Source organism: Micromonospora sp. NPDC003944, from assembly GCF_053605225.1.
Window position 1 is genome coordinate 34,248 of the sequence record NZ_JBSGIV010000050.1, and the last position, 18,808, is coordinate 53,055.

At 73.1% G+C, this 18,808-nt stretch carries 18 protein-coding genes; 10 read left to right on the top strand and 8 right to left on the bottom strand.

Going from position 1 to position 18,808, the window contains the following annotated elements:
• Positions 1 to 189: 189 nt before the first annotated feature.
• The 3 genes from ACWER9_RS22910 to ACWER9_RS22920 form a co-directional block, all read right to left on the bottom strand.
• A complete protein-coding gene (locus ACWER9_RS22910) occupies positions 190 to 960 on the bottom strand; it encodes a hypothetical protein (protein WP_452303777.1) in 771 nt (256 codons plus the stop codon).
• Between the two features lie 134 nt (positions 961 to 1,094).
• A complete protein-coding gene (locus ACWER9_RS22915; protein WP_452303778.1) occupies positions 1,095 to 1,517 on the bottom strand; it encodes a hypothetical protein in 423 nt (140 codons plus the stop codon).
• A gap of 91 nt (positions 1,518 to 1,608) precedes the next feature.
• The gene (locus ACWER9_RS22920) at positions 1,609 to 2,838 is read right to left on the bottom strand and encodes an acyltransferase family protein (RefSeq protein WP_452303779.1); all 1,230 of its coding nucleotides are present in this window, start codon (positions 2,836 to 2,838) and stop codon (positions 1,609 to 1,611) included.
• A gap of 298 nt (positions 2,839 to 3,136) precedes the next feature.
• Here ACWER9_RS22920 and ACWER9_RS22925 point away from each other — a divergent pair, with 298 nt between their 5' ends.
• On the top strand, positions 3,137 to 4,300 hold the full coding sequence (locus ACWER9_RS22925; protein WP_452303780.1) for a glycosyltransferase family 2 protein: 1,164 nt from the start codon (positions 3,137 to 3,139) through the stop codon (positions 4,298 to 4,300).
• Positions 4,301 to 4,433: 133 nt separating this feature from the next.
• Positions 4,434 to 5,486, top strand: a complete 1,053-nt coding sequence (pseI, locus tag ACWER9_RS22930; protein ID WP_452303781.1) for a pseudaminic acid synthase — start codon at positions 4,434 to 4,436, stop codon at positions 5,484 to 5,486.
• 172 nt (positions 5,487 to 5,658) lie between these two features.
• Here pseI and ACWER9_RS22935 read toward each other — a convergent pair whose 3' ends face one another.
• From ACWER9_RS22935 to ACWER9_RS22950, 4 genes are read right to left on the bottom strand one after another with little or no spacing between them, the layout of a single operon-like run.
• Complete coding sequence (locus tag ACWER9_RS22935) at positions 5,659 to 6,228, bottom strand: hypothetical protein (RefSeq protein ID WP_452303782.1); 570 nt, start codon at positions 6,226 to 6,228, stop codon at positions 5,659 to 5,661.
• Positions 6,229 to 6,259: 31 nt separating this feature from the next.
• Positions 6,260 to 7,015, bottom strand: coding sequence for an SDR family NAD(P)-dependent oxidoreductase (locus ACWER9_RS22940; protein ID WP_238677121.1), 756 nt, complete (start codon positions 7,013 to 7,015; stop codon positions 6,260 to 6,262).
• Positions 7,008 to 8,279, bottom strand: coding sequence for an AMP-binding protein (locus ACWER9_RS22945; protein ID WP_452303783.1), 1,272 nt, complete (start codon positions 8,277 to 8,279; stop codon positions 7,008 to 7,010). Before ACWER9_RS22945 ends, ACWER9_RS22940 begins: the two co-directional genes overlap by 8 nt.
• Entirely contained in the window at positions 8,276 to 8,527 is a 252-nt protein-coding gene (locus tag ACWER9_RS22950) for an acyl carrier protein (protein WP_091401397.1), read from the bottom strand. The genes ACWER9_RS22945 and ACWER9_RS22950 overlap by 4 nt, the downstream gene beginning before the upstream one ends.
• 100 nt (positions 8,528 to 8,627) lie before the next feature.
• On the opposite strand from ACWER9_RS22950, the gene ACWER9_RS22955 reads away from it, so the two are divergent.
• On the top strand, positions 8,628 to 9,137 hold the full coding sequence (locus tag ACWER9_RS22955) for a GNAT family N-acetyltransferase (protein WP_452303784.1): 510 nt from the start codon (positions 8,628 to 8,630) through the stop codon (positions 9,135 to 9,137).
• Positions 9,138 to 9,239: 102 nt separating this feature from the next.
• Here ACWER9_RS22955 and ACWER9_RS22960 read toward each other — a convergent pair whose 3' ends face one another.
• Positions 9,240 to 10,976, bottom strand: coding sequence for a hypothetical protein (locus ACWER9_RS22960; RefSeq protein WP_452303785.1), 1,737 nt, complete (start codon positions 10,974 to 10,976; stop codon positions 9,240 to 9,242).
• 365 nt (positions 10,977 to 11,341) lie between these two features.
• Here ACWER9_RS22960 and pseB point away from each other — a divergent pair, with 365 nt between their 5' ends.
• The 7 genes from pseB to ACWER9_RS22995 all read left to right on the top strand — a co-directional run bounded on the left by pseB (position 11,342) and on the right by ACWER9_RS22995 (position 18,733).
• On the top strand, positions 11,342 to 12,325 hold the full coding sequence (gene pseB / locus ACWER9_RS22965) for a UDP-N-acetylglucosamine 4,6-dehydratase (inverting) (protein ID WP_354970645.1): 984 nt from the start codon (positions 11,342 to 11,344) through the stop codon (positions 12,323 to 12,325).
• Positions 12,322 to 13,479 (top strand): DegT/DnrJ/EryC1/StrS family aminotransferase, encoded by a 1,158-nt coding sequence (locus ACWER9_RS22970; RefSeq protein ID WP_452303786.1) that lies wholly within the window; start codon positions 12,322 to 12,324, stop codon positions 13,477 to 13,479. The genes pseB and ACWER9_RS22970 overlap by 4 nt, the downstream gene beginning before the upstream one ends.
• A 10-nt stretch (positions 13,480 to 13,489) precedes the next feature.
• Positions 13,490 to 14,338, top strand: coding sequence for a hypothetical protein (locus ACWER9_RS22975; RefSeq protein WP_452303787.1), 849 nt, complete (start codon positions 13,490 to 13,492; stop codon positions 14,336 to 14,338).
• Positions 14,328 to 16,148, top strand: a complete 1,821-nt coding sequence (locus tag ACWER9_RS22980) for a class I SAM-dependent methyltransferase (RefSeq protein ID WP_452303788.1) — start codon at positions 14,328 to 14,330, stop codon at positions 16,146 to 16,148. Before ACWER9_RS22975 ends, ACWER9_RS22980 begins: the two co-directional genes overlap by 11 nt.
• Positions 16,145 to 16,891 (top strand): cytidylyltransferase domain-containing protein, encoded by a 747-nt coding sequence (locus ACWER9_RS22985; RefSeq protein WP_452303789.1) that lies wholly within the window; start codon positions 16,145 to 16,147, stop codon positions 16,889 to 16,891. Before ACWER9_RS22980 ends, ACWER9_RS22985 begins: the two co-directional genes overlap by 4 nt.
• Positions 16,888 to 17,973 (top strand): PseG/SpsG family protein, encoded by a 1,086-nt coding sequence (locus ACWER9_RS22990; RefSeq protein ID WP_452303793.1) that lies wholly within the window; start codon positions 16,888 to 16,890, stop codon positions 17,971 to 17,973. The genes ACWER9_RS22985 and ACWER9_RS22990 overlap by 4 nt, the downstream gene beginning before the upstream one ends.
• Before the next feature lie 124 nt (positions 17,974 to 18,097).
• Positions 18,098 to 18,733, top strand: coding sequence for an alpha-ketoglutarate-dependent dioxygenase AlkB (locus ACWER9_RS22995; RefSeq protein ID WP_452303790.1), 636 nt, complete (start codon positions 18,098 to 18,100; stop codon positions 18,731 to 18,733).
• The last annotated feature ends 75 nt before the right edge of the window (positions 18,734 to 18,808 follow it).

The window sequence follows — 18,808 nt, forward strand, 5'->3', positions numbered from 1 at the left end:
TCGGCGGAACAATTTCTGCGCGTATTGCCGATGACGTGACTCGATGGGACAACCGGCTACGGTGACGCCGACGGGCGACAACCGGACAGGCCGCAAACAACGGCACCACATTCGCCGGAACAATCCCACCAACCGCGCTGGACGTCCGATTTCCCAATCTGGTGACCGGCCTCACATCACGGATCGGGCTCAACCCGCCCGGGCCGGGCGCCACCGTGCCACGACGGCGGGACGCAACACCCTGGCCACCGTCCGAGGCGCGGACGCCGGGGCCGGGTGCACTCGGGCCGCCGCCGCGTACGCCTCCTCGGCGAGGACACGAGCCGACTCGGCGGCCAACTCCGCGTCACGCCAGGCGACCCGCTCCCGGCCTGCGGCAGCCTGGTAGTCGACACGCCGCGCGTCCCGGACCACCCGGCTGATCAGCGCCTCCTGCTCGACCGGGTGTCGCCGGGGATCCCACCCGTGCCGGTGGCCGAACACGTCGCCGAGCTGCGCGATGCTGAGGTCGCCCCGCCAGTAGGCCGCCATCGCCGCCCGGTGCAGGTAGCGCTCCCGGGCCGCGTACTCGGCGGGAGTGTGCGGTGTCTGCGGGGTGGGCAGCATCTCGGCGCCGGCGAAGCGACGCGCGGCGGTGTCCGCCTCGTCGTACCCGGTCCAGGCCACCTCCAGCTGCTCCTGGGCGGTCAGCCAGTCGGCGCGTCGCCGCCTGGCGGTGGTGGCCGCGCCGGCGGCGGCGACGGCCACCTCCTCGGCGTAGCGGCGCCGGTCGACGGCCTCGGCGGCGGCCACCTCCCGTGCGGTGGGCACGGCCGGCAGCGGATCGTCAGTGGGCCCGTCCCGGTCGGGGCGGGCGGCAAGCACGGTGAGCAGGCCCAGGGTCAGCAGGAACAGCGTCGACCAGATGGCGGCGGCCTGCGGCACCTCGGTCACGAACTGGTAGAAGACAGCGGTCTCCATGGTCGGCACCTCGGGGAGAAAGCAGTGCGATGGGGACCCACGCCGACAAGCGGGCCACGGCGGGACCACGGGTCAGCGGGGTACGAAGCTGGTGGATCGACAGGGCGCGGTGACGGGACGGTCGTCCCGGTGGCTCAGCGCCCGGGCGGGGCTCGGGGAGCCGGACCGCTCGCCCGGTCGAGGAGCGGCAGCCGCTCGGACCCGGCCGCGCGAACCGGCAGCACCCCGGCCACGAGAGCGCCCACATCGCCGGGGAGCGCCACCGGCGTGCCGACCGACCATGCCAGCACCGACTCCTCGGTGACCTCCGGCGGTATCGCCGGGGCGGACCGCGCCACCCCCTGCGCCTCGACGTGGCGGCAGGAGGCCTCCAGCGGCCCGGCGACGGCGGCGGCCGGCACCGCGCCGGGGGTCGACAGCGGGCTGGGCATCGACCCGGCGGCCGTGGCCGGGCCTGCGCCGAGCGCCAGGGCCGCGACGACGGCGAGGCTGGTCAGCACCCGCGTCGCCCAGCGCGCCACCCACCACAGCGGACAGGTGAACGCGACCGGGAGCACGCACCCACGCTACCGTCGCACCGACCCGGGCGCACCGACCACGGGCGTGTCGGACGACGCCGCGCCGACCCGCTGACCAGGGTGGACGCTGTCAGCGCTTGTCGACGTACGGTGATCGACCGTCGGCCGGGTCGACCTCGTCTGCGGCCTCGCTCCGGGCCAAGCTCGCGGTGTCGTTGCCGGCGGCCTGGGTGCCGGCCGCGCGTTGCCGGGGCACGGGCGCCGGACGGGCCGGACGGCGCGGCGCCAGGCGGCGCATCATCGGGGTCTCGACGAAGCGGTGCAGCAGGCCGGCGAGGACCAGGTTCGCCGCCAGGAAACCGAGCACCACGGCCGGGCCGTGCCAGCCCTCGAAGCCGACCCCCCAGGTGCCGCTCCAGCGCAGCACGCTCGTCATCACCAGCACGTGCACCAGGTAGAAGGCGAACGAGACCTCACCGAGCCAGACCAACGGCCGGGACCGCCACGGCGAGCGCCGACCGCGCACGTCCGCGTCCGCGGCGGCGGTGATCACCAACAGGTACGCGACCGCGAGCAGCGTGGTCCACAGCTCGGCGCGGATCCACTGCGCGGCCGCCACCCAGGTGACCACGAAGATCCCGCTGGCCACGCCCAGACCGGGACCGCGCCAGAGACCTCGGCGCATCAACTCGGCCGCCACCGCGCCCAACCAGAACTCGAGCGACCGCACCGGCGGGAAGATCTGGGTGAACCACCACCGGCTCACCTCGGGCACCAGCTCCTGCGCCGGCCAGAGCGCGAGGATCAGCAACGGCAGTGCGACGACGAGCGCCCAGAGCAGCTTCGGTCGGGCCCGGCGCAGCAGCGGCAGCGCGAGCGGCAGACAGAGGTAGAAGAAGAACTCGCAGGAGAGCGACCAGCTGACGGTGTTGATGCTGTAGAACCAGCCCGGCCGGGGGTCCCACGCCTGTAGGAGCAGCAGGTTCTCCAGCGCGGCGGCCGGGAGGACCGGGTCGGCGAACCACCAGGCCACCACGAGCGTCGCCGCCCACAGCACCAGGTGGTTCGGGTAGATCTTGGCGACCCGCCGCCGCCAGAAGGTACGCCGGGAGTCCCCCGGGCGGGCCGACCAGACCAGCACGAAACCGCTGAGGATGAAGAAGAACTGCACCCCGGAGAGGCCGAGGGTGAACAGCCCGTCGACCACCGCCTTGTAGTCCGGCTCGGCGATGATCCGCATCGTCCCGGCGTGGAAGCCGAAGACCAGCAGGGCGGCGATCCACCGCAGCCCGGTCAGCGACGGCAGCCGCGGCGGGGCGGACACGGACCGCGTGGCCGACACCGCGGCGGCGCTCGTCATGCCGGGATCCCGACGCTCGGCAGGGTCACCAGCACTGTCGTATCCTCCTCGGCGCGGCGTCGGACGGCACGACGGCGACGCCCGCGGCGGCCCGGCAGAGCCGCACCGAGGCACCCTACCGGGTCACTCCCGGGTGAACCGGACGTGTCCCACCCGCCCCACCAGCCGGCGATCACCGAACCGGGGAACGCCCGCCGACCGCCGTTAACCTTCCGCTGGGCGGGAGTTCAGAGATTCCACAGTCGGCGGCAACGTCAGGTTCCGGGGCCGGCCACCCGGGTCGTCGAAGGTGGCGGACGTGGTCAATGAGCCGACGCACGCACCGCTGCTGAGCATCGTCGTGCCCGTGTACGGCGTCGAGGCGTACCTGTACCAGTGCCTCGAGTCGATCAGGGCCGACATCCCGGCGGCCGAGTCGCACGCGGTCGAGCTGGTCGCCGTCGACGACGCCTCCCCGGACGGCTGCGGCGACATGCTCCGCTCGTACGCCGCCGGCCACGACGGCGTCCGCGTCGTGCACCTGAGCACCAACGTGGGGCTGGGGCTGGCCCGCAACGCCGGGCTCGACGTGGCCACCGGCCGGTACGTCTGGTTCGTCGACAGCGACGACTGGTTGCCGCCGGGCACGATCGCCGCGGTGCTGGACCGGCTGCGCCAGCACCAGCCCGACGTGCTGATGCTCGACCACCTGCGGGTGCACGAGGACGGCCGCCGCGAGGTCGACGCGAGCAGCCCGCTACTGCGCGGAATTCCCGACGTGACCCGGCTGGCCGACCAGCCGCAACTGCTGCGGGTGCAGCACACCGCCTGGAACAAGGTGGTCCGCCGGGACTTCATGGACGAGCTGGAGCTGCGGTTCTTCCCCGGCTGGTACGAGGACATCCCGTTCAGCCACCCCCTGCTGATCGGGGCCGAGAAGATCTCCGTGCTGGACCGGGTCTGCTACCTGTACCGCCAGGGCCGCCAGGGCGCGATCACCTCCACCCGCAGCGGCCGGCACTTCGACGCCTTCGCCCAGTACGAGCGGCTGATGGACTGGGTCGCCCGGAAGCACCCGGACGAGCGGTTGCAGGCCGAGCTGTTCGAGCTGATGATCAGCCACTACCTGGTGGTGGTGGGCAACGACGGTCGCCTGCACCCGCACCTGCGCCGCGCCTTCTTCCACCGGGCCGCCGCGCACTACCGTCGGTATCTGCCCACCGGCGGCTACCCGCTGCCCCCGGGCGTGACCGGGCTCAAGCACCGCCTCGTCGGGCGGGGCGACTGGTTGGCGTACTCGGCGCTGCGCCAGGCCCACCGGGTCGCTGGCCGCCTGCGTCGGCCCGCCCCGGTGGGTGGCGCCGACAGCGGTTCCCCCGCTGCCGACGAGGAGCCGGGCCGAGGGGCGGGCGCGACGCCGACGCGCGATGGTGGGCGCCCGCCGGAGCGACACGACGCGCTGGCCGGCAACCGCCTGCCGTGACCGCCCCCACCGCACAGCACGCCGGGAGCCGGGGCGGCTCCCGGCGCCCTCGTTTTCCAGGTCGCCCACCCGCCGGGTGGGCGACGACAGCACCACCGCACCCCGGTGCGGACGTACCTGAGCAGAGGTCGGAATGACGGCGACAATCAAGATCGGACCGCACGCGGTCGGTGCCGGGGAGCGACCGTTCGTGGTCGCCGAGATGTCCGGCAACCACAACGGCGATCTGAACCGGGCGCTGGCCATCGTCGACGCGGTGGCCGAGAGCGGGGCGCACGCGCTCAAGCTCCAGACGTACCGGCCGGACACGATCACCATCGACGTCGACACCCCGGCGTTCCGGATCTCCAGCGGGCACGAGCTGTGGGGCGGGGAGAACCTGTACCGCCTCTACGAGCGCGCGCACACCCCGTACGAGTGGCACGCCCCGATCTTCGAGCGGGCCCGCGAGCGTGGCCTGACCGTCTTCTCGTCGCCGTTCGACGCGACAGCCGTGGAGCTACTGGAGTCGTTGGACGCGCCCGCGTACAAGATCGCGTCGTCGGAGCTTGTCGACCTGCCACTGATCCAGCTCGTGGCCAGCACCGGCAAGCCGATGGTGATCTCCACCGGAATGGCGACGGTCGCCGAGATCGACGCCGCCGTACGCACCGCCCGCGACGGTGGTGCGGCGGGCATCATCCTGCTGGCCTGCACCGCGTCCTACCCGGCGCCCCCGGCCGACAGCAACCTGCGCCGACTGCCGGTGCTGGCCGGGGCGTTCGACGTGGCGGTCGGGCTCTCCGACCACACGCCAGGCATCGGAGTGGCGGTCGCCTCGGTGGCGCTCGGCGCCTGCTTCATCGAGAAGCACGTCACGCTGGACCGGGCCGACGGCGGGGTGGACTCCGACTTCTCCCTGAACCCGGCGGAACTCACGGCCCTGGTCGCCGAGTCCGGCCGGGCGTACGCCGCGCTGGGCGGTACCGCGATCGGCCCGACCCCCGCCGAGCGGGAAGGGCTGCGCTTCCGCCGGTCGCTCTTCGTGGTCGAGGACGTCCGGGCCGGCGACCCGGTGACCGCGCAGAACGTCCGCTCGATCCGACCGGCCGGCGGGCTGGCCCCGGTCGAGATCGACAGGGTCCTGGGCCGCACCTTCACCACCGACGTTCCCCGAGGAACCCCCCTAACCTGGAACCTGATCTAGAACCCCCGCCCCGCCCCGCCGTGCCGTGCCCCGCCTCGCCCCGCCCCCGCCCCGTCGATCATGGAGTTGTGGTGGGCGTTTCGCCCATCGGTGCCCCTTCTGGGAGGCACCACAACTCCATGATCGAGCGCAAGGGCAGGGGCCTGCCCCGGCCGGCCCGCCGATCTTGCACTTACTGTCCCGACTTCAGGCGTGAAAGCCGTAATTCGACGTCCGAAAGTGCAAGATCGCGGGGCGGGAAGGGCTGGGGCGGGAGGGGTGGGGCGAGGCCGACGGTGATTATCAGGTCGGCCAGCCGTAGAGTTCGCCAGACCGCCGAGTTGTCGGCCGGCGTGCCCAGGCCGTGGCGGCGCCACCAGATCGCGATCGGCACGTCGGCCAGCTTGCAGTGGCACTCGGTGCGGGTCCACCGGGCCCAGAAGTCACCCGTGCCGAACCGGCGGGCCAACGCCGGGGGCACCGGGGCGGCAACGCGCTCCGCGTCGATCGCCACCCGCCAGCCGGGCACCGACGGGCCGTACCAGCCGACGCAGCGTCCGTCGTCGAGGTGACTGCGGGTCACCGCGGCGGCCATCGCGGACGGTGACCCGATGCGCAGGTGCTGCTCGGCGGCGGCAAGCAACGCCGGCACCGGGCGGGGCACGGCGGCGTTGCCCACCCCCGGTGCCGGCACCGGGCGGGGCACGGCGGTGCTGCCCGCCCCCGGCGACACGGCCGGCCGAGCACCGCCGACCGGCCGCACCGGTTGCACCGCGAAGGGAACTGGCCGCAGGTCAGATGGCGGCGGCACCGTCCACCACGATGACCTGGCCGTTGATGTTGGTGTGCTCCCGCAGCAGCATCCGCACCACAGGCGTGACCTCCTCCGGCTCGGTCAGGTGACCGGTCGGGGTGCGGCGCACGATCTGGTCGAGCTGGGTCGGGCCGAGCACGGCGGACATCTCCGAGGCGAAGAAGCCGGGCGCGACCGAGTTGACGAGCATCCGGCCGCCCAGCTCGCGGGCGAGCGATCGGGTGGCGGCGTCCATGCCGCCCTTGGTGGCCGAGTACGCGACGAGACCGGGGAAACCGCGCTGCCCGCAGATCGAGGTGATGTTGACGATCCGCCCGCGCAGCCCCTTGGCCAGCATCCGGCGGATGACCAGCCGGGTCAGCTGCAGCGGGGCCGTCAGGTTGGTCTCGATGATCCGGGCGATGTCGTCGGTGGCGGTGTGGGCGTGCAGGGAGTCCTGCCCCATGGCGGCGTTGTTGACGATGCCGTCGATCGGGCCGAGGCGCTGCTCCACCTCCCGGACGAAGCTCTGCGCGGCGCGCAGGTCGGTGACGTCCACCGAACCGACGTGCACGCGGTCGGGGTGCTCGGCGGCGAGCTTCTCCAACTCCGGGGTGATGGTGCGGGCGAAGGCGGCCACGCGTACGCCCGCGTCGAGCAGGTCGGTGACGATGGCCAGACCCAGGCCACGCGAACCACCGGAGACGAGGACCACGGAGCTGGGCGGGACGAGCTGGGTGTCGGCGGGCTCAGACATCGCTCTTCAGGGTCTCCTTGACGGGAATGTCGGTCAGGACGCGGATGCGGCGCGGCACCGCGTGCTCGGGAAGCCGGTCGGCGCACCAGCGGACCAGCGCGGTCTCGTCGATGTCCATGGTGGACGCCGAGCCCGGGGCGAGGACCACCTCGGCGACCACCATCCGCCCGAGCACCGGGGCACGGCGGCCGGTCACCCGGGCCCAGGCCACCGCCGGGTGCTCGGCCAACACGCCGCGGACCACGCCTGCGGAGACCTTGCTGCCACCGACGTTGATCTCGTCGGAGTCGAGTCGGCCGGTGATCAGCACCCGGCCGTCGTGCACCTGCACCCGGTCGCCGGTGCGGACCGGGCCGGTGAGACCGGCACCGTGGTACGGGGAGGTGACCACCAGCTCGTCGTCGCGGACGGAGAGCGTCGGCCGGCCCGGGGTCTCCCGCTCCAGCCAGTCGACCGGGAACCCGGCTCGCCCGTCGTGCACCACAATGGACGCCCCCACCTCGGAGGACGCGTAGATCCAGGAGATCCGGGCCGTCGGGAAGACCTCGCGTAGCTGGTCCAGGATCGCCTGGTCCACCGGCTCTCCACCGAGGGTGATCTGGCGCAGCGGCACCCGGGCCAGCGCCTCGGCGTCGCGGTAGAGGGTACGACGCCAGAAGGTCGGGGTGCCGGAGGCCGCGTCGACCCCGTGTGCGGCCGCGACCGAGGGCCAGTCGTCCAACTCGTCGGGCTCGACCACCACCAGGTGCTGGCCGGGCTGGGTCAGCGACAGGGTGACCACCTGCCACCAGGCGTACGTGCCGGGAGCGTACGGGCAGAGCCAGGTCCGGTCCGGCTGGTCGGCCCGCACCGTGGTCAGCGTGTCGAGGGTGTGCCCGACCCGCTTGGGACGCCCGGTGGAGCCCGACGTCAACAGCCAGAGCCGGCCGGGCTCGGCGGCGCGTGGTTGGGCCGGCGCGCTCGGGTGCACGCCGTCGTCGTCGAGGACGCCGACGGTGAACCCGGCCTCCGACAGCTCGGCGCGCATCGCCGCGTCGACCCGGCTCACGGTGCTGAGCAGCAGCTCGGTGCCGTACACGGCGTGCTGCCGCGCCGCGGTGAGCGCGTGCACCGCGGCGTGGGCCAGCACCGCGCCCGGATCGGGCAGTGTGGGCGTCGGCAGCGAGCGCCAGGTCAGCGTGGCGCCACCGACGACGAGCCGGTTGTCGACACCGGCCGGCTCCGTGTGCCCGGCGGCGGGGTGGCGCGACGTCGCGACGGTCACTGGTGTTGAAGCTCGACGAGGAAGTCGAGGACGTCCCCGACGGTGGCGATGCGACGCAGCCCGGGGGCGTCGAAGTTGAGCTCCTCCCCCGTCTCGTCCTCCACCCGCAGGGCCAGCTCGGAGAAGTCGAGCGACCGGAAGCCGATCTCCCGCAACTGCGCCGCGTCGTCTGCGGGCAGCTCCTTGTCCTGGTTCTTCAGCACCTGAGCCATGAGGTCGCGGATCTGCGCGCGACTCAATTCGTTCATGCGGCGCAGTCTACAACCCAACGAATGGATATCTGATTTCCCGGTAGGCCCGGGTAAGGTGCCGGGACCCGACGTGAACGGCTAGGAAAGCGAGACGCACGTGCTGCGCGAAGCGACGGCGGACGACGTTCATCTGATGTTGTCCTGGCGTAATCAGGAAACCAATCGACAGGTCAGCAAGACCAGTCACGAGATCACCGCCCAGGAGCACGCCAGGTGGTGGTCGGCGGTCCGCGACGACCCGTCCCGGCGGGTGCTGGTGTACGTCCGCGACGACCGTCCGTGCGGCGTGGTCACCTTCTTCGACCTGCGGTTGGACGGCCCCCGCACCGGCGCGTGGGGCTTCTATCTCGACGCCGACGGGTTGGCCGGGCGGGACGAGACGCTGCCCGCCTGGCTGGGGGTCATGCGGGAGGCCGTCGAGTACGCCTTCGACGGGCTGCAGCTGGACCGGCTCGACGGCGAGGTGCTCGGCCACAATACCGTCGTACGACAGATGAACCGACGTTTCCGATTCGTCGAGGGCACCCCACGACAGGAGCTGTCCGACGGCCGGGAAATCACCGTCATCCCGATTTCCCTGGCTCGGGCGGACCGCCGTCCGCGCTGATTGTCAGACATTTTTCCGCAATGGACCGCAACCATTAACCGACCGTGCTCCCGGTGGACATCCGCCGTTCACGAATAGCGGTGTCCGCCGGGGCGTGGGAGGTCAGGCCCGTCGCCAGGCGGCCCAGTGCTGCTCCGGGTTGCCGCCGAGGCGGACGAAGCCGTACGCGGTGCCGTCCCAGTCGTCGGCCTGCCCCGGTGCCCAGCGGGCGAACACCACCTGCGCGGCGGCCGGCGGTTGCCCGACGCCGAACCAGCGGACGTCGCTCCAGGTCACCTGGTGGCTGAGGTTGAACCGAAGGACGTAGTGCACGCCGGTCGAGGCCCACACCCGCTCGCCGGGGCGTACGCCCACGTCGGCCACCCGGGGCGTCGGCGCGGTGCTCTCGGCGGTCGGTCGCACGATCCGTTCGTCGATCACCTGCATGGTGACGAGGTTGACCACGACGAGGGCACCGAGGATCGGCAGCCGCAGGCGGGGCACCCGGACCGCGGCGACGAGCAGCACGCAGCCGGCGATGCCGACGAGCGACCCGACCACCGGTCGCAGCTCCCGCAGGCCCCCGGTCAACGCCACCAGGTCCGGCGCGCTGAAACCGCCGTACCGCAGCTGGTGACCCTGGCTGGCCACGTACGCGAGTCGGGCCGCGATCAGCGCGCCGCCACCGACCAGCAGCGCGACCGCGACGGCCGCCCGGCGCAGCACCACCCGCCACCCGGCGGTGAACAGCACCCCCAGCCCGACGAGCAGCCAGAACGGCGCGAGCATCTGGACGTAGCGGCCGTAGATCGCGTCCAGCGGCTTGCCGGTGATGCCGGACAGGATCACCGACGCGCCGCCGGCCACCCCGACGGTCACCGCGAGCGCCACGCCCATGGTCCAGCGGGCGGCGTCACCGTGGCGTGGACGCCACAGCTCGCGCACGGCGCCGGCCCAGGCCACCCCCGCCATCCCGAACGTGATCACCACGAGGTACCAGAGCTGGGTGGTGACCGCCGCGCCTACCCGGACCACGCCCTGGGCGGAGGCGACCGCCTCGAGCGTGCCGCCGCCGGGGGTGCTGCCGAGCAGGTAGACCTTGCCGCCGAGGTGACGGATGGCGGCCTCGTTGACGAGCGCCATGGCGAGCACCGGCAGCAGCGCCGCGAGCACCACCGGCGGGCTGATCCGGCGACGGACGAACAGCACCAGCACCAGACCGGCGTGCACTGCCACGATCACGAGGCCGCGCGAGTGCAGCAGGTGGAACCCGCCGACGAGCAGACCGACGGTGGCGGCGGCGAGCGGGCCGGGCCGGGAGATCCAGCGGTGCACGGCGAGCAGCCAGGCGACCACCAGCGGCGCCATCACCGCGTCGATCATGGCCACGCCCGCGTAGAAGGCGGTGGCCGGCAGGGTCGCCGCGGCGACCGCGCCGAGCAGCGCGTACGAGCGGCGCAGCTGGAACAGGCGGCGACCGAAGAGGTACGCCAGCGGCAGCAGTGTCGAGTTGACCATCGCGTTGATCAGCTGGACCAGACGGTAGCTGTCGGTGAAGTCCCGGTCTCCGAGGAACGCCGGCGAGATCAGCATCGGGTAGCCGACCCGGCGCAACAGGTCGTTCTCGCTGCTGAAACCCCCCGGGCCACCGGCAAGCGCGCGGGCGGTGTTCAGGTAGCTGTCCTCGTCGGTGTGGGCGATCGGCAGCACGACGTGTCGGGACCACCACATCCGCCAGGCCACACTGAGCACCCAACCGACGACGAGCAGCAGCGGCACCAGCCAGCGCCGGGCCGGTCGGTCACTCGGCGTCTCGACCGCCACCGCCGGCCGTTCGGCCACGTCACTACCGGGTGCCATCAACGCCTCCAGAACTGCCGGCCGGGCCGGGCCCGCGCGGATCCGACGAGCCCGTCGGCCGGCGGTGGTGACGCTGGGGGTGGCCCGCTCGCACCAAGCTGGTGTGAATGTCGGGTGAACACGAAAGCCGGCTGCGCGCGGGGCCGCCGGGTCGTTCGCGCGGTCACTGTAGCGGCCCGATCCGGCCTGGTCAGCCCCCATCCCGCGCGGTCGGAAGTGTTCGCCTGGGCGGTGCCCGCCATTCACGGGGGCAGGGGTTGCGGTTCACCCACGAGCGCCGAGGAGTTAACCCACCATGGCTAGCGTCTCACCCCGGTCGGCCGACCCAGGGCCGCTCGTTCATCCACGAACACGGGAGCACCACATTGAGTGAGTTGAATGGATCGTCCATTCTGATCACCGGGGGAACTGGTTCCTTCGGCAGGACGTTCCTCCGGCACATCCTCAACGAGGCCGATCCCGCCCGCGTGGTGGTGTTCTCCCGCGACGAGCTCAAGCAGTACGAGCTGCGCCAGCAGCTCGGCGACGACCCGCGGCTGCGCTGGTTCATCGGCGACATCCGGGACCGGCACCGCCTCACCCGGGCCATGCACGGCGTCGACCACGTGGTGCACGCCGCCGCGCTGAAGCAGGTGGACACCGCGGAGTACAACCCCTCCGAGTACATCGCCACAAACATCACCGGCTCCCAGCACGTCGTCGACGCGGCGATCGAGGCCGGTGTCAAGAAGGTCATCGCGCTCTCCACCGACAAGGCGTCCAGCCCGATCAACCTGTACGGCGCGACGAAGCTCGTCGGCGACAAGCTGTTCGTGTCGGCAAACCACTATGCCGCCCAGCACCCCACCCGGTTCGCCGTGGTGCGCTACGGCAACGTGGTGGGCAGCCGTGGCTCCGTCGTCCCGCTGTTCCGCCGGCTGGCCGCCGAGGGCAAGAGCCTGCCGATCACCGACAAGCGGATGACCCGCTTCTGGATCACCCTCGACCAGGCCGTGCAGTTCGTCATGGACTCGTTCGACCAGATGCAGGGCGGCGAGCTGTTCGTGCCGCGTATCCCGAGCATGCGCATCCTCGATCTGGTCGAGGCCGTGGCCCCGGACGCCACCACGCACGAGGTGGGGATCCGGCCGGGCGAGAAGCTGCACGAGGAGATGATCGCGCCGGACGACAGCCGGCGGACGCTGCGCGCCGACGGCCGGTTCATCGTGCAACCGACCATCGCCACCTGGGGCTACCAGCCGCCGGCTGACTGCGACCCGGTGCCGGACGGCTTCGCCTACCAGTCGGACACCAACGACGAGTGGCTCACCGTCGAGCAGTTGCGCGACATGCTCGGTATCAACGGGTGACGGGGATGCTCCCGTACGGCCGGCAGTCGATCAGCGAGGACGACGTCGCGGCAGTCGCCGACGTGCTGCGCGGCGACTGGCTCACCACCGGCCCGCAGGTCGACGCCTTCGAGGCCGACCTCGCGCGCTGGACCGGCGGCGTCGGTGTCGCCGCCGTCTCCAACGGCACCGCGGCGCTGCACGTGGCGTACGCGGCGGCCGGGGTCGGTCCGGGCGACGAGGTGGTCGTACCCCCGATGACGTTCGTGGCGACCGCGAGCAGCGCGGTGGCCCTCGGCGCGACGATCGTGTTCGCCGACGTCGACGACGAGACGTTCTGCCTCGACCCGGCGGCGGCGGCCGCTGCGGTCACCTCCCGGACGAAGGTCGTCGCCGCTGTCGACTACGCCGGCCACCCGGCCGACTACGACGCGCTGCGGACGTCGGTCGAGGGCAGCGACGCGCTGCTGCTCGCCGACGCGGCGCACTCGATCGGCGGGACGTACCACGGTCGGCCGGTCGGTTCGCTCGCCGACCTGACCACGTTCTCGTTCTTCCCGACGAAGAACCTGACCACCGCCGAGGGCGGTGCCGTCGCGGCGCTGGACCCGGAGGTCCTCAAGCGAGCCCGTCGGTTCCGTGGCGTCGGCGTGGTCCGCGACCGCGACGACCTGCGCTTCCCGGACGAGGGTGGCTGGCACCAGGAGGTGCACGAGTTCGGGCTGAACTACCGGCTGCCGGACGTGCTCTGTGCCCTGGGGCGCAGCCAACTGCGTCGGCTCGGCGAGTTCACGGCCCGTCGGACCGCCCTGGTCGCCCGCTACGACGAGGCGCTGGCCGACCTGGACGGCGTGCGCACACCGGCCCGCAGGTCGTGGGCCGACCCGGCCTGGCACCTCTACCCGATCCGCGTGCTCGACGGGCGTCGCCGCGAGGTGTACGACCGGATGCGGGCCGCCGGCATCGGTGTCCAGGTCAACTACATCCCGGTGCACTGGCACCCGGCCTTCGCCGACCTGGGGTACCGACGCGGATCCTGCCCGGTGGCCGAGTCGTTCTACTCCCAGCAGCTGTCGCTGCCGCTCTACCCGGGCCTCAGCGACGCCGACCAGGACCGCGTCATCGACGCGCTGACCGCCGCGGTGCGGGGCAACTCGGTGCGTTCCGCCGCCTGATGGGAACCTGATGCACCACGCCAACCACTTCTACGGCCACGCGCACGTGCTGGCCCGCTACGCCGGCCTCGGCGACCGGCACCCACCACGGATCAACGGGTACGTGCAACACGGCTGGAACATCGGCGACGGGCTCGCCCCCGGGCACCCGTACGCCGAGTACACCCCCAGCCTGCTCTGGTCCGAGCAGACCCGCCGCCGGGCCTGGTCGGTGGGGCGACGCAACGTGGTCGTCATCGGCGCGCCGTTCAGCTACCTGCTGGCCCTGCGACCCGAGGAGCCACCGGCGGAGGAACGGGAGGGCACCATCTGGTACCCGTTCCACGGCTGGGAGGGTCAGCACGTCAAGGGCGACCACCGCAAACTGATCGCCCTCATCCAGGACACCGAGCCCGGTCCGGTCACGGTCTGCCTCTACTGGCACGAGTACCGGATGCGCAACGTCCGCCGGCTCTACGAGCGTGCCGGGTTCCGGGTGATCTGCCACGGCTACCGGGGGCACTGGTGGAAGGACACCGACCCGGAGTTCCTCGACCGGCAGCTCACCGAGCTGCGCCGGCACCGCCGGGTAGCCTCCAACCGGCTGACCAGCGCGATCTTCTACGGAATCGCGGCGGGGTGCGAGCCCGCGGTCTACGGCGACCCGATGATCCTGTCCAACGAGGACCCGACCTTCGGCGGCACCGCCCGGATCCGACGGCAGTGGCCACAGCTGCACGGCGCCACTGTCGACCTGCCCACCGCTGTCGAGATCGCCCGCGCCGAACTGGGCACCGACCACCGCTGCACGCCGGCCGAGCTCCGCGAGCTGCTCGGCTGGGCGAACCTCCAGGAGGAAGAGGAAGACCGTGACGACTGAGACGGCACCCGCCGACCGGATCACCCTGCCGGGCGGCGAGATGCTGGCCTGGTCGGACCTGCCGCAGGAACGGCTGGCCAACGGTGGTCCCCTCGCCGCGCTCGCCGCCCGGCTGGTGCCGCCCGGCGCCCGGGTCCTGGTCGCCGGTCCACACGACCCGGCGCTGCTCGACCAGCTCACCCACGCCGAGGTGACCTGCCTGCTGCGCAGCCACCCCGACGCGGTGGCGCTGGCGCACCGGGCCACCCGCGTGGTGGTGGGCGGTCCGGCCGGGCTGCCCGACGACGAGACGTACGACGTGGTGATCGCGGCCGCCGGGCTGGACCCGGTGGAGTCGGTGGAGGGCACCCGGCTCGGCTGGGACGGCGTGCTGGCACGACTCGTCGCCGCGGTACGACCGGGTGGCGCGTTGCTGGTGCGCCTGGACAACCCGCTGGGCCTGCACCGGCTCGTCGACACCACCCCCTGGTACGCCCGCCGGGACGACTCCGCCTGGACGATCGGCGGGGTGCTGGACCGCGCCCACCCGGCCAACCGGGACCAGCTACGCGAGCGACTCGGCGCGGCAGGGCTGCGGCCGGTCGCGTGCTGGGCCGCGTACCCCGATGTCACCGCCCCGACGGCGCTGCTGGACGCCGACCACCTCGACCGGGACGCGGGCTCCGGCCTGTTCGACGCGGTGCTGCACGGTGCCTGCGCCGGCGGTTTCACAAGCGCCACGGTGCTCCAGGACCCGGCACGGCTGGCGGTGGACGCGCTGCACGCCGGGCGCGCCGCCGACCTCGCACCGGCCTGGCTGACGCTCGCCCGCCGGCCCACCGACCCCACCGCGCCGACCGTCGACCGGCACCTGCCGGTGGCTCTCGTGCAGACCGGCCGCCCCGGGATCGGGGTGCTCGAGGTGCTGCACGGCCCGTCCGGCTGGCGCTGGGGCCTCATCCCGGCGACCGACGAGAAGAGGCCGGCCGCCGCGCCGTTCGCCAGCCGTGCGGCCGCGTACCGGGACGCGGACGCGCTGTCCGGGCCGGTGCCGTCCGGCCGGCTGCTGCGTACTCTGTTGCTCGACGCGGCCCTGCGCCGCGACCTGGCCACCCTGCGTGCGCTGTTGCACGGGTACGCGGGCTGGCTCACCGGCCAGGCCGACGCCGACGGCCGGATCGCCGGCGCGGCGGCGCTTGCCGGCACCGACAACGTGGTGGTCGACGGCGAACGGTACGCGGTGCTCGACCCGAGCTGGCGGGTCACCGCCGCGCTGCCCGCCGACGTGGTGCTCGCCCGCGCGTTGTGGCGCTTCGCGGCGGGCCTGCTCACCGGCGGGTACGCCCACCCGTGGTCGTCCACTCTCGACGTCGCGGGCCTGACCGTGGTGCTCGGCGGCCTCGCCGGCCACGACCTCGACCGCGCGACCGTCAGCGAGGCGGTCGAGGCCGAGGCGGCCATCGCCGCCGCGCTGCACGGGCTGGACGCCGACGGCACCGTCGACCTCGCCAGCGAGTTGCACGCGGTCGCGCCGACCGACCCGCCTGTCGGCGGGCACAGCTACCAGCAGCTGCGCGAGGCGTGGCTGCGCCAGCGCGAGGAACTCACCCGGCTGGCCGCGCTGACCGCGTGGACCGAGGAGCTGCTCACCTCCCGGGAACGGGCGCTGCGCCGGGCCGAGACGACGATCAGCCTGCTCAGCGGGTCGATCAGCTACCGCGTGGGCCGACTCGCCATCACCCCGGCCCGGCTGGCCAAGCGGGGCGCCCGCGCCGCCAAACGCCGGGCCACCGCGGTGCTCGCCCCCAAGCAGCAGGAGGAGCAGCAGTGACCGGCGACGCGACGCCACGGATCGTCGGCATCGTGCAGGCCCGCATGGGGTCGTCCCGGCTGCCCGGCAAGGTGCTCCGCCCGCTCGCCGGACGCTCCGTGCTGGGCCGGGTCGTCCGGGCCGCCCGGGACAGCGGCGTCCTGGCGGACCTCGTGGTCGCCACCAGCACCGACACGGTCGACGACGCCGTCGCCGTCGAGTGCGCCCGACTGGACGTGCCGTGCCACCGCGGGCCCGTCGACGACGTGCTGGACCGGTTCGTGGGCGCCCTCGACGCGCACCCGGGCGACGCCGTCATGCGGTTCACCGCCGACTGCCCGCTGCTCGACCCGGAGATCATCGCCCTGGTCGCGTCGGTGTACCGGGCGGTCCCCGGGCTGGACTACGCGAGCACGTCGATCGCCCGGACCCTGCCCCGAGGGCTGGACGTCGAGATCATCCGAGCGGAGACACTCCGTACCCTGGGCCGGCTCGCCACCGACCACCACCGGGTGCACGTCACCTCGTACGCGTACACCCACCCGGAGCTGTTCCGGGTGCTCGGGGTGACGCTCACCCCGGACCGCTCCGCACTGCGGCTCACCCTCGACACCGAGCAGGACTGGGCGCTCGTCAGCGCCATCATCGACCACTTCGGTGACGTCAGCGTGCCGCTGGCCAAGCTCGCCGACTGGCTCGACGGCCAGCCCCGGCTGCGTACGCTCAACGCCGACGTCCGCCAGAAGCAGCTGGAGGAGTCCTGAGCACCCTCAGGGTCGGGTTGCGCTGCGACGCCGGACCCCAGCGCGGCGTCGGGCACCTCGTCCGCTGCCTGGCGCTCGCCGAGGAGTTCCTCGCCCGGGGCGCCCACGTCGCCGTGTTCGGCACCGTGGAACGGCTCGACTGGGCCACCGCGGAGCTGACCGCGCGGGGCATCTCCCTGCTCCCCGGCCCGGACTCGCCGGCCGACCTGGTCGAGGCGGCCCGCCGACACGAGCTGGACGTATTCGTCCTCGACTCCTACGACCTGGACCCGGCCGGCGCCGGCGCCCTGCGCGACGCCGGCGTGTACACCCTCGCCATCATCGACGGCGACAGCCGGGGGCAGGTCGCGGACCTCTACCTCGACCAGAACTTCGGAGCGGAGATGCCGGGGGCGGGGTCGGGGTCGGGTCTTCGGGCGGGGCTGCCCGGTCGGCTGCTCGCCGGGAGCGGGTACGCCCTGCTGCGCGACACCGTGACCAGCGCCCGGCCGCCGGTCGCCCCGCCCGCCACGGTGGCCGGTCGGCCCCGGGTGTTGGCCTTCTTCGGCGGCACCGATGCGGTCGGCGCCGCCCCGGTCCTGACCCGGGTGCTGGTGGCCACCGGCCACCCGATGGACCTCACCGTCATCGTCGGGCGACCCGAGATCGAGGCCGAGGTCGAGGACGTCGCCCCCGGCCGGGGGCAGATCATCCGACCGGTCCCACCCACCACCTCGCTACCGGACCTGATCACCGGAGCCGACCTGGTGGTCAGCGCCGCCGGCACCTCCACCTGGGAACTCTGCTGCCTCGGCGCGCCCAGCGCACTCGTCTGCGTCGTCGACAACCAACGTGAGTCGTACACCCGGGTGGTGCGGCACGGCCTGGTCGCCGGCCTCGGCGACCTGCCGGAATTGACCGCCGGTGGTGTCGCCGGACGAGCCGCCCGCGCCACGGCGGCGCGGACCCTGCACGGGCTGCTCAGCTCGCCGCCGCGACGCGCGGCGCTCGCCGCGCGTGCCTGGTCCAGCGTCGACGGCAAGGGCCGCGCCCGGGTGGTGGACGCGGTCTTCGAGGCCGTGACCCTTCCGATCACCGGCTGACCGCCGCCGACGGTCACGGTCGCACTCACGAGGCCACTACATCAGGGGTCGAGCACGATCGTGGCCGGGGTTAACGCCAGCCGCCACTAGCACGGGTGTACGAAAGTGCTGCTAGGGTGGCCGTATGACGCAGGCCGCCTACCAGCCGTCGATGCTCGACCTGGCCGACGCCGGGCCGACCCTGGGCCCGTTGCCCGGCCAGATCCGCCGACACCAGCTCAGCCGGGGCGCCTGGGTCGACCACCTCCCCGGTTGGGTGCGCGGCTCCGACGCGATCCTCGACACCCTGCTCACCGAGGTGCCCTGGCGCGCCGAACGCCGCACCATGTTCGACAACGAGGTCGACGTGCCCCGCCTGCTCTGCTGGTACGACGGCGAGGCTCGGCTCCCGCACCCGGTGCTCACCGAGGCGCGGGCCGCGCTGACCGGGCACTACGCACCCGAGCTGGGCGAGCCCTTCGTGACCGCCGGCATGTGCCTCTACCGCTCCGGGCGCGACAGCGTCGCCTGGCACGGCGACACCATCGGCCGATCGGCACACACCGACACGGTCGTCGCGATCGTCTCCTTCGGAGCACCCCGCCCGCTGCTGCTCCGCCCCCGCGGCGGCGGCGAGAGCCTGCGCTTCCCGGTGGGCCACGGCGACCTGATCGTCATGGGCGGCTCCTGCCAACGCACCTGGGAACACGCCATCCCCAAGACCACCCGCCCGATAGGCCCCCGGGTAAGCGTCCAGTTCCGCCCCATCAACGTCGCCTAACCCGCGCCACCCCGCCGCCCGGCGGCGCCCCGCCCCGCCCCGCCCCGCCCCGCCCCACCCCACCCCGCCCCACCC